The organism is Phenylobacterium sp., assembly GCF_030645195.1.
In the GTDB taxonomy this organism is placed as follows: domain Bacteria; phylum Pseudomonadota; class Alphaproteobacteria; order Caulobacterales; family Caulobacteraceae; genus Phenylobacterium.
Window position 1 is genome coordinate 21055 of the sequence record NZ_JAUSLW010000062.1, and the last position, 9076, is coordinate 30130.

General features: G+C 68.6%; 11 protein-coding genes and 1 pseudogene. 3 read left to right on the forward strand and 9 right to left on the reverse strand.

Annotated features, from left to right (window positions below; all coding sequences use genetic code 11):
* Positions 1-3 precede the first annotated feature (3 nt).
* The 5 genes from Q7T09_RS05410 to Q7T09_RS05430 form a co-directional block, all read right to left on the reverse strand.
* Positions 4-306, reverse strand: a complete 303-nt coding sequence (locus Q7T09_RS05410; RefSeq protein ID WP_304698256.1) for a putative quinol monooxygenase — start codon at positions 304-306, stop codon at positions 4-6.
* Positions 303-914: a 3-isopropylmalate dehydratase small subunit gene (gene leuD / locus Q7T09_RS05415; protein WP_304698257.1), complete on the reverse strand. Its 612-nt coding sequence runs from the start codon at positions 912-914 to the stop codon at positions 303-305. Before leuD ends, Q7T09_RS05410 begins: the two co-directional genes overlap by 4 nt.
* Before the next feature lie 7 nt (positions 915-921).
* Positions 922-1773 (reverse strand): VOC family protein, encoded by an 852-nt coding sequence (locus Q7T09_RS05420; RefSeq protein ID WP_304698259.1) that lies wholly within the window; start codon positions 1771-1773, stop codon positions 922-924.
* Positions 1770-3197, reverse strand: a complete 1428-nt coding sequence (leuC, locus tag Q7T09_RS05425) for a 3-isopropylmalate dehydratase large subunit (protein WP_304698274.1) — start codon at positions 3195-3197, stop codon at positions 1770-1772. The genes Q7T09_RS05420 and leuC overlap by 4 nt, the downstream gene beginning before the upstream one ends.
* 79 nt (positions 3198-3276) lie before the next feature.
* Positions 3277-4254 (reverse strand): NAD-dependent epimerase/dehydratase family protein, encoded by a 978-nt coding sequence (locus tag Q7T09_RS05430; protein ID WP_304698261.1) that lies wholly within the window; start codon positions 4252-4254, stop codon positions 3277-3279.
* Positions 4255-4343: 89 nt separating this feature from the next.
* On the opposite strand from Q7T09_RS05430, the gene Q7T09_RS05435 reads away from it, so the two are divergent.
* Together Q7T09_RS05435 and Q7T09_RS05440 are read left to right on the forward strand one after the other, a co-directional pair.
* Positions 4344-5237, forward strand: a complete 894-nt coding sequence (locus Q7T09_RS05435) for a LysR family transcriptional regulator (protein WP_304698263.1) — start codon at positions 4344-4346, stop codon at positions 5235-5237.
* Entirely contained in the window at positions 5237-5707 is a 471-nt protein-coding gene (locus Q7T09_RS05440) for a GFA family protein (RefSeq protein ID WP_304698265.1), read from the forward strand. The genes Q7T09_RS05435 and Q7T09_RS05440 overlap by 1 nt, the downstream gene beginning before the upstream one ends.
* A 59-nt stretch (positions 5708-5766) precedes the next feature.
* Here the strand turns inward: Q7T09_RS05440 and rplS are convergent, their stop codons facing one another.
* Together rplS and trmD are read right to left on the reverse strand one after the other, a co-directional pair.
* Positions 5767-6180, reverse strand: a complete 414-nt coding sequence (rplS, locus tag Q7T09_RS05445; RefSeq protein ID WP_304698266.1) for a 50S ribosomal protein L19 — start codon at positions 6178-6180, stop codon at positions 5767-5769.
* Between the two features lie 25 nt (positions 6181-6205).
* A complete protein-coding gene (gene trmD / locus Q7T09_RS05450) occupies positions 6206-6916 on the reverse strand; it encodes a tRNA (guanosine(37)-N1)-methyltransferase TrmD (RefSeq protein WP_304698268.1) in 711 nt (236 codons plus the stop codon).
* A gap of 106 nt (positions 6917-7022) precedes the next feature.
* Here trmD and Q7T09_RS05455 point away from each other — a divergent pair, with 106 nt between their 5' ends.
* Entirely contained in the window at positions 7023-7889 is an 867-nt protein-coding gene (locus Q7T09_RS05455) for an acyl-CoA thioesterase II (protein WP_304698269.1), read from the forward strand.
* Between the two features lie 15 nt (positions 7890-7904).
* Here the strand turns inward: Q7T09_RS05455 and grpE are convergent, their stop codons facing one another.
* Positions 7905-8543, reverse strand: a complete 639-nt coding sequence (gene grpE / locus Q7T09_RS05460) for a nucleotide exchange factor GrpE (RefSeq protein ID WP_304698270.1) — start codon at positions 8541-8543, stop codon at positions 7905-7907.
* A gap of 2 nt (positions 8544-8545) precedes the next feature.
* A pseudogene (gene hrcA / locus Q7T09_RS05465) lies at positions 8546-9076 on the reverse strand (heat-inducible transcriptional repressor HrcA); the annotation flags it as partial.

Below are 9076 nucleotides of genomic sequence, written 5' to 3' on the forward strand. Positions count from 1 at the left end.
AACCTAAAGCGCGCGCTCGGAAGCGGTCTCGTAGGCGAAGAGCCTGCGGTCGCCAACACCGAACTGGGGCCAGGACGCCCGCCAGGTCGCCATATGCGGCTGCTGGAAGTGAGCCTCGATGGCGGCCTGGTCGCGCCAGGCTTCGTACACTCGGATCAGGCCGGGATCGGCCACGTCCTGGGCATAGGAATATTCCAGGCAGCCGTCCTCGGCGCGGCTGGCGGCCAGCATCGCCAGCATGTGCGGGCGGAAGGCGTCCAGGTTCTCCGGCGGGACGCGGACCGTCCCGGCGATGATGACGGTCACGCCCGTTCCAGCCAGGGCTCGGAGAGGGCCCGCTTGCTCTCATAGACGTCGATGTCCATGGCGGCGGTCAGGGTCTCGCCGATGGCGTCCAGGCCCTGCAGCATCTTGGCCTTGCGCTGGGGATCGATCTGGAAACTGAAGGCCGCGCCGGAAGGCGAGACCACGGTCTGGGCCTCAAGGTCGACGGTGACCACGTGGTTGCCGCCCTTGGCCTCTTCCATAAGGGCCTGGACCTCCTCGGGCTTCAACACCACGGGCAGCAGGCCGTTCTGGAAGCAGTTGTTGTAGAAAATGTCGGCGAAGGAGGTGGAGATCACACAGCTGATCCCGAAATCCAGCAGGGCCCAAGGCGCATGCTCGCGGCTCGACCCGCAGCCGAAATTGTCGCCCGCCACCAGGACGCCGACGCCTTTGTACTCCGGGCGGTTCAACACGAATTCGGTCTTTTCCACCCCCTGCTCGTCGAAGCGGAAGTCGTAGAACAGGCCCTTGCCCAGGCCCTCGCGCTCCACGGTCTTCAGGAACTGCTTGGGGATGATCTGGTCGGTGTCGATATTGGCCATGGTCAGGGGCGCCATGCGCGCATCGAGCTTGGTGAAGGCTTTCATCTGAAACTCAGGCGTTCTGCTGGATGATGAGGGCCGGGGCCGAGGGCACGCCCGAGCGCAGGGTGAAGACCTTGGTGCCGGGCTTGCGGCCCGTGCGGACCTCGGAGACGTCGAAGCCGGCCGCGGCGATCCGAGCGCGGGCCGCGTCGGCGTCGGTGACCCGCCAGGCCAGGCCGCCGAAGCGGTCGGGGGCGTCGGACACCGGCGTCTTCAGGCTGGCGCCCATCTCCACAACCGCCGAGCCGCAGCGGAAGAACAGTTGGCGCACGCCCCATTGTTCGTTGGCGCGGTCGAGGCGCAGGTCGAGGCCGAGCTTGGCGCCGTAGATGGCCAGAGCCCGGTCGGGATTGGCGGTGTTGATCACCACGTGGTCCAGCTCGCTGACGGCCGAGGCCTCGCTCTCGACGGGCTCCGACAGCGGCCAGGGCTCGCCGCTGCGGGGCGGATCCACCAGCAGGATGTTGAGGCCCCCGGTGTCGGCGGCGTTCAGCGCCGAGGTCGTCCAGTAGCGCTTGCGGCCGTCGTCGTGGGTCGAGCGGGTTGGGCCGGGCGTGCTGCCCCGCAGGCCGCGGCGCTCGGCCAGCTTCTGCGACGCCTCGGCGTTCTCGACCGTGAAGGCGATGGCCCAGATGCCCTCGCCGTGCTCGGCCAGGTGCTTGCGGATGGTGTCGCCGAAGGCGCCCTCGCCGTGCGGGGTGATGACGTCCAGGGCCATGTTGGGCAGCTGGAACCAGGCGTGGCGGGCCCCGCCGTCGCCGCCGATCCAGTTGGGCTCGCGGCCCAGCAGGGCGCGGTAGCCGGCGACGGCCGCGTCCAGATCGTTCACCGCCAGAGCAATGTGATCCAGGGCCGTGATCACGCCATCATCTCCCGGACATCGACGATGTGGCCGGCGATGGCGGCGGCGGCGGCCATGGCCGGGCTCATCAGGTGGGTGCGTCCGCCCCGGCCCTGGCGGCCTTCGAAATTGCGGTTGGAGGTCGAGGCGCAGCGTTCCCCCGGCGCCAGGCGGTCGGGGTTCATCCCCAGACACATCGAGCAGCCCGGCTCGCGCCAGTCGAAGCCGGCCGCCTTGAAGATGGCGTCCAGGCCTTCTTCCTCGGCCTGTTCCTTCACCAGGCCCGAGCCCGGCACCACCATGGCCCGCACGTGAGGCGCCACCAGGCGGCCGTTCAGGAAGGCGTGCTGCGCCACCGCGGCGGCGGACCTCAGGTCCTCGATGCGGCTGTTGGTGCAGGAGCCGATGAACACCACGTCCACCCTGGCCTCGGTGATCGGCTGGCCGGCGGTGAGGCCCATATAGTCCAGCGCCCGCTCGGCGGAGATCTTCTTGTCCGGGGTGGCGAAGCTCTCCGGCGACGGCACGTTTCCGGTGACCGCCACCACGTCCTCAGGGCTGGTGCCCCAGGTGACGGTGGGGGCGATGTCGGCGGCGTCCAGCACCACCTCGCGGTCGAACACCGCGTCGTCGTCGGAGAAGAAGGTCTTCCAGTGGGCGAGCGCCATCTCCCAGGCCGCGCCCTTGGGCGAGGCGGGGCGGCCCATCATGTAGTCATAGGTGGTCTGGTCGGGGGCCACGAGACCCGCCCGGGCCCCGGCCTCGATGGCCAGGTTGCAGAGGGTCATGCGGCCTTCCATCGAGAGACCCCGGATGGCCTCGCCGGCATATTCGATCACCGAGCCGGTGCCGCCCGCGGTGCCGATGGCGCCGACGATGGCCAGGGCGAAGTCCTTGGCGCCGACGCCCGGACCCGGGGTCCCGTTGACGGTGACGCGCAGGTTCTTCGACTTCTTCTGGCGCAGGGTCTGGGTCGCCAGCACATGCTCCACCTCCGACGTGCCGATGCCTTGGGCCAGAGCTCCGAAGGCGCCGTGGGTCGAGGTGTGGCTGTCGCCGCAGACGATGGTCATGCCCGGCTGGGTGCGGCCCTGCTCAGGCCCCACCACGTGGACGATCCCGTTGCGGATATCGCCCATCGGGAAGAACTCGATGCCGTTGTCCCTGACGTTGCGCTCCAGGGTCTGGAGCTGCAGCCGCGCCTCCTCGTCGGCGACCGCGCCCACGCCCAGCGCCTGGCCCTCGGTGGGCACATTGTGGTCGGCCACCGCGAGCGTGCGGTCGGGACGGCGCACGGGGCGGCCGGCGGCGCGAAGGCCGGCGAAGGCCTGGGGCGTCGTCACCTCGTGGATCAGGTGCAGGTCGATATAGAGGATCGCCTCGCCGTCTTGCTGCGCAACGACGTGGGCGTCCCAGATCTTGTCATAAAGGGTCTTGCCGGACATGGGCGGCATGTAGGGTCGCAGGGCCCCCTAAGTCCAGCACCCCGCGACGAATTCCCCGAGGCCCGCGCAAGGATTTGCCTCAGGCCGCGGCCTTTTGGTCGGCCGGGAGGCAACCTTGACCCTGAAGGGCGGTCCGAAGCGCGGTTTCCAGGGGTGTGTGGGGCTCCGCGCCGAGGGTTTTCACCAGCCTGGCGTTGTCCAGCAGGACGGTGTTGTCCCAGAGGTAGCGCATCTCGGCGAGTTCGCGGAGCATCTCCACCAAGGGGGCGAGCGCCCGCAGAGCCAGCCACGGGAAGCGTCTGACCGCCAGCCTGCGGCCCGCGACACGCTCCAGGGCCGCGATCATCTGGTCGCCGGTGATCTGGTGCCCGCCGAAATGGTAGGCGGCGTGGTCGGGCAGGGTGGCCTCGATATCGGCCAGCCGCGCCATGGTCTCGGCGAGGTCGGGCAGATAGGCCCAGGCGTGGCGGATTTCGCGCGGGCCGGGGTAGGCGACGCTCTTGAGCGGCTTGTCCTTGGCGACCATCCCCTCGGTCAGGAAGGAGCTGGCGCTGACCGGGCCGAAGAAGTCGCCGGCCCGGACCACCAGGGTCCGCACGCCCGCGCTCTCCAACCGCCTTTCCATCGCCACCCGGATCGCGCCCTTGCGGGTCCTGGGGTTCTGCGGCGCGTCCTCGGCCATCATCGGAAAGGCGTCGGAACCGTAGTTGTAGACATTGCCGGGGAAGAGGATCCGCGCGCCCGTGGCCTTGGCCGCCGCGATGGTGGCCTCCAGCATGGGCATGGCCAGGCCCGCCCAGTTCTTGTAGCCGGGGGGGCTGGCGGCGTGGACGATCAGCTGCGCGCCTTGCGCCGCCGCCGTCACCTCGGCGGCCGACATGGCGTCGCCCTTCACCCATTCGATCGCGTCCAGGCCGACCGCCTCGCGGGCCGCCCGCGCGGGGTCGCGATGCAGGCCGCGCACGCGCCAGCCATGGGCCAGCAGCGCGGCGGCCACCTCCCCGCCCACCGATCCCGTCGCCCCGATCACCAGAGCGCTCTTGTCTGAGGTCGCCATGTCGCCATCTCCTTGAGAGACCAAGACGATCGGCCCCGGGGAGCGCAGACGAAATTGCGGATATCCGTGACTCAGCTATTCATGAGCGCATGAGCGATCCGACCTGGGACCTGTACCAAAGCCTGCACGCGGTTCTGCAGTCGGGCAGCCTGTCAGCGGCCTCCCGCTCCCGAGGCCTGACCCAGCCCACGATCGGCCGGCACATCGAGGCGCTGGAACAGCAGCTGGGCGCACCGTTGTTCCTGCGCAGCCCGCGAGGCCTGACCCCCACTGACCTGGCCCACAGCCTCAAGGCTCACCTGGAGGAAATGCACGCCGCCGCCGCAGCCGCCGCGCGCGACGCCTCCGGCGCGGCCGACAGCGAGAAGGGCTCCGTCCGCATCGCCGCCAGCCTGATTGTCGGGGTCGAGGTGCTGCCGCAGATCCTGGCCGGCTTCATGGAACAGCATCCGGAGATCGCCATCGAGCTGGTGCTGTCCAACAAGATCGAGGACCTGTCGCGCCGGGACGCCGACATCGCCGTGCGAATGGCCCGCCCGACCCAGGGCGCCCTGGTGGCGCGCAAGGTCGGCATGCTCGGGGTCGGCTTCTATGCGACCCAGGCCTATCTGGACCGGCGCGGCGCGCCAGAGAGCCTCGAGGACCTGGAGAACCACACCATCATCGGCTTCGACCGGGAACGCCCGCCCCTGGAGGCGCTCACCAACATCGAGTTTCCGCGGCCCATCACCCGCGAGATCTTCAGTTTCCGCACCGACGACGACGCCGCCCAGATCTCGGCGATCCGGGCCGGCATGGGGATCGGCGGCGTCCAGCATCAGATCGCTCGCCGCGACGGCCTGGTCCCGGTCCTGGCCAACGCCTTCTCTTTCCAGCTCGAATGCTGGATCGCCATGCACGAGAACCTGAAGGGCAGCCGGCGCATGCGGCTGATGTTCGACCACCTGGTCGCGGGGTTCGGCGAGTATCTGGGGCGCAAGTGATGGGCCGTCTTCCGGACTTCCCCGTCGAGGGCGGCTGCGCCTGCGGGTCCCTCCGCTATCGGCTGAACGCGCCGCCGATCGCGGTCTATACCTGCCACTGCACCGACTGCCAGTCCCTGACCGGCAGCGCCTTTTCCATGGCCATGCCGGTGTTCCGCAAGGATTTCGAGGTCACCCGCGGTGAACCCGGAAGCTGGCCGCGCAAGGCCAGTTCGGGGACCGTGATCCCCCAGCGCTTCTGCCCGCAATGCGGCGCCCGAATCTTCACCGAACCGCCGGGCGGGCCGCATTCCCTGACCATTCGGCCCGGAACCCTGGACGACACGAGCTGGCTGCACCCGGTCTCGGCCTTCTGGGTGAAGAGCGCCCAGCCCTGGGTCCAGTTCGCCGACGATGTCCTGCAGTACGAGACCCAGCCCACCGACTTCACGCCGGTGATGAAGGCGTGGAAGGCTTGGATCGAGGGCTGAAACGAAAACGGCGGCCCCGTCGCCAGGGCCGCCGTTTGAAACTCGTAGGGTCGGAAGACCTAGTCCTCGGCGGTTTCCGCCGGGGTGACGGTTTCCGGCTTGGCCGCGCCGCCGGTGTAGGAGCGTTCGGCGATCCGGGCCGACTTCCCGCGACGGTCGCGCAGATAATAGAGCTTGGCGCGACGCACGACGCCGCGGCGCTTCACCTCGATGGACTCGATCATCGGCGAGTGGGTCGGGAACACCCGCTCCACGCCTTCGCCGAAGGAGATCTTGCGGACGGTGAAGCTCTCGTTGATGCCGCCGCCCTGACGGGCGATGCAGACACCTTCATAGGCCTGGACGCGCTCGCGCTCGCCTTCCTTGATCTTCACGTTGACGCGAAGGGTGTCGCCGGCTTGGAAATCGGGGATCTTGCGGGTGGCGAGAAGGCGGTTGCGCTCTTCGTCTTCCAGCTGCTGGATGATGTTCATCGGGTGGTCCTCTAGGTCTTCGGGCTTAATAGCCCATAGGCTGTAGATTGGCGGTTCTCCGCGCCCACAACTCCGGCCGCTGCTTCCGCGACCTCTCTTCGCGCTGCTCAGCTCTCCATTTCCGCACCAGGGCGTGATGGCCGCTCAGCAGCACCTCGGGGATATCCAGGCCTTCGAACGTCCGCGGTCGCGTATATTGCGGATGCTCGAGGAGCCCGTCCTCGAAGCTTTCTTCACTCAAACTCTCGGCCTGCCCCAACACACCGGGGACCAGCCGTACGCACGCCTCGATCGTCACCAGGGCCGCAGCCTCGCCACCGGCGAGCACCGCGTCGCCGACGGCGACCTCCTCGAACCCCCGGGCGTCAAGCACCCGCTGGTCCACCCCCTCGAACCGGCCGGCCAGGACGATCAGTCCAGGCCCGTCAGCCCACTCGCGAACCCGCGCCTGGGTCAGGGGCTGACCCCGGGCGCTCATATACAAAAGCGGCCGTCCTCGCCGCTCCACGCTGTCCAGCGCAGAGGCGATGACGTCCGCTCGCATCACCTGTCCCGGGCCGCCACCCGCGGGGGTGTCGTCCAGGAAGCCGCGCTTATCCTTGGAAAATCCCCGAATGTCCACTGTTTCCAAGGACCAGAGCCCCTGCTCGCGCCAGGCCGTGCCGATCAGCGAAACGCCGAGCGGACCTGGGAAGGCCTCGGGAAACATGGTCAGGACGGTGGCGTCGAAGGACATCTGCGGCTTTTGGACCATCGGCGTGCGTAATTCTACCGCCTTGCCCGAGCGCCGCTATGGGCCTAATCCAGCGCCTTTCGCACTTGCAGCATATTTCGAGACGCATATGGACACTCCCGAGAGCCTGCCCGAGACCCTGTCGCTGGAGCGCCTGGAGCTGAACCTGTTCCGGGGCGTCAGCCCGTCCATGGGACCGGGCCGCATCTTCGGGGGCCAGGTGATCGCCCAGTCCTTGCTGGCGGCCTATGAGACGGTCGAGGACCGGGTCTGCCACTCGCTGCACTGCTACTTCATCCGCCCGGGCGATCCGCGCGTGCCGATCGTCTTCGACGTGGATCGCTCGCGCGACGGCGGCACCTTCACCACGCGGCGGGTGGTGGCCATCCAGAACGGCAAGCAGATCTTCAACCTCGCCGCCTCCTTCCAGGTCCTGGAAGAGGGCTTCGAGCACCAGGCGCCCATGCCTGACGTGCCGGGTCCTGCAGACCTGGAGGACGACTCCGTCAAGCAGCGCAAGATGATGGAGAAGGCCCCGGAGGAGATGCGCAAGATGATGTCGCGTCCGCGGCCCATCGAGATGCGTTCGGTCGGTCCGTCCTCCTGGAGCAAGGGCCCCAAGCCCGCCGAGAACAGCGTCTGGTTCCGCGCCACGGCCCCCATCGGCGCCGATCCGCACATGCACCAGGTGATCATGGCCTATGCGTCGGACATGAACATGCTCTCGACCGCCATGCGCCCGCACCGCGTCGAGTGGCAGACCCCCGGCCTGCAGTCGGCCAGCCTCGACCACGCCATGTGGTTCCACAAGCCGTCCAACTTCAACGAATGGCACCTCTACCACCAGGACAGCCCTTCGGCGTCGGGCGGGCGGGGCTTCGTGCGCGGCTCGATCTACGACCAGAAGGGCGACCTCGTCGCCTCGGTCACCCAGGAAGGCCTGATCCGGCTGCGCAAGCCGGACGCCAAGACCTAAAACCCCGCGGCCAGGTCAGGCCTTGGTGTCCACCGCGTCGCCGTCGTGAGCCGCATCGTGGCTGGCGTCGTTGGCCGCATAGGGATTGACCGGGGCGCCCGCGGCTTCCGCAGCCGCGGCGCTCGGCCCCGTGGAGCCCTTGGCCGCCACCACCACCATGGCCGGGCGGATCAGCCGGCCCAGCAGTTCGTAACCCGGCTGCAGCACCTGGATCACCCCGCCGGCGCCGACCTCGGTGGAGGGCTGCTCCATCATGGCCTGGTGCTGGTGCGGGTCGAACTTCACGCCCTTCTCGGGCTCGATCTTCTTCAGCCCATTGGTCTCGAAGGCGGCCTGCAGCGACTTGGCCGTCATCTCCACGCCGACGACGAAGTTCTTCACCACCGTGTCGGCGCTGTCGGCCGGGGCGGCGGCGAGCGCTCGGCCCATGTTGTCGGCGGCGGCCAGCAGGTCCTTGCCGAACTTCTGGATGGCGTAGGCGCGCGCGTCATTAGCCTCGCGCTCGGCGCGGCGGCGGGTGTTCTCCGCCTCGGCGGCGTAGCGCAGCACCTGCTCCTTCAGCCCCTTGTTCTCGGCGGTGAGGGCCTCGATGTGGTCGATCGCCGCATCGGCGATCTCGTTGACGTCTTCGGCCGGCGTATGATCGTCGGACATGTTCAATCCTTCACGCGTTCTCGGACCTGGGACAGCACGCGGGCGGTATAGTCCACCAGCGGGATGACCCGGGCATAGTTTAGGCGGGCCGGACCGATCACTCCGATCGCGCCCAGCACCTTCTGACCGCCCGTCATATAGGGCGCGGCGATCACGGCGGAACCCGAAAGCGAAAACAGCCGGGTTTCGGCCCCGATAAAGATGCGCACGCCCTGGGCTTCGTTGACCCCGTCCAGCAGGCCGATGAGCTGTTCCTTCTGTTCGAGGTCGTCGAACAGCATCCTAACGCGCTCGAGGTCGTCCAGGGTCTCCGGATCGGCCAGAAGATTGCCGCGGCCCCGCACGATCAGGGCGCGCTCGGCCACCTCGCCCCCGCCCCAGGCGGCCAGGCCATCCTCCACCAGCCGGGCGGCGGTCTCGTTGAGCTGCCGGCGGGCGGTGTCCAGTTCGGTGCGCATCTCGCGCCCGGCCTCGGCCAGGGTCTTGCCGCGCAGACGGGTGTTGAGGAAGTTCGACGCCTCCTGCAGGGCGCT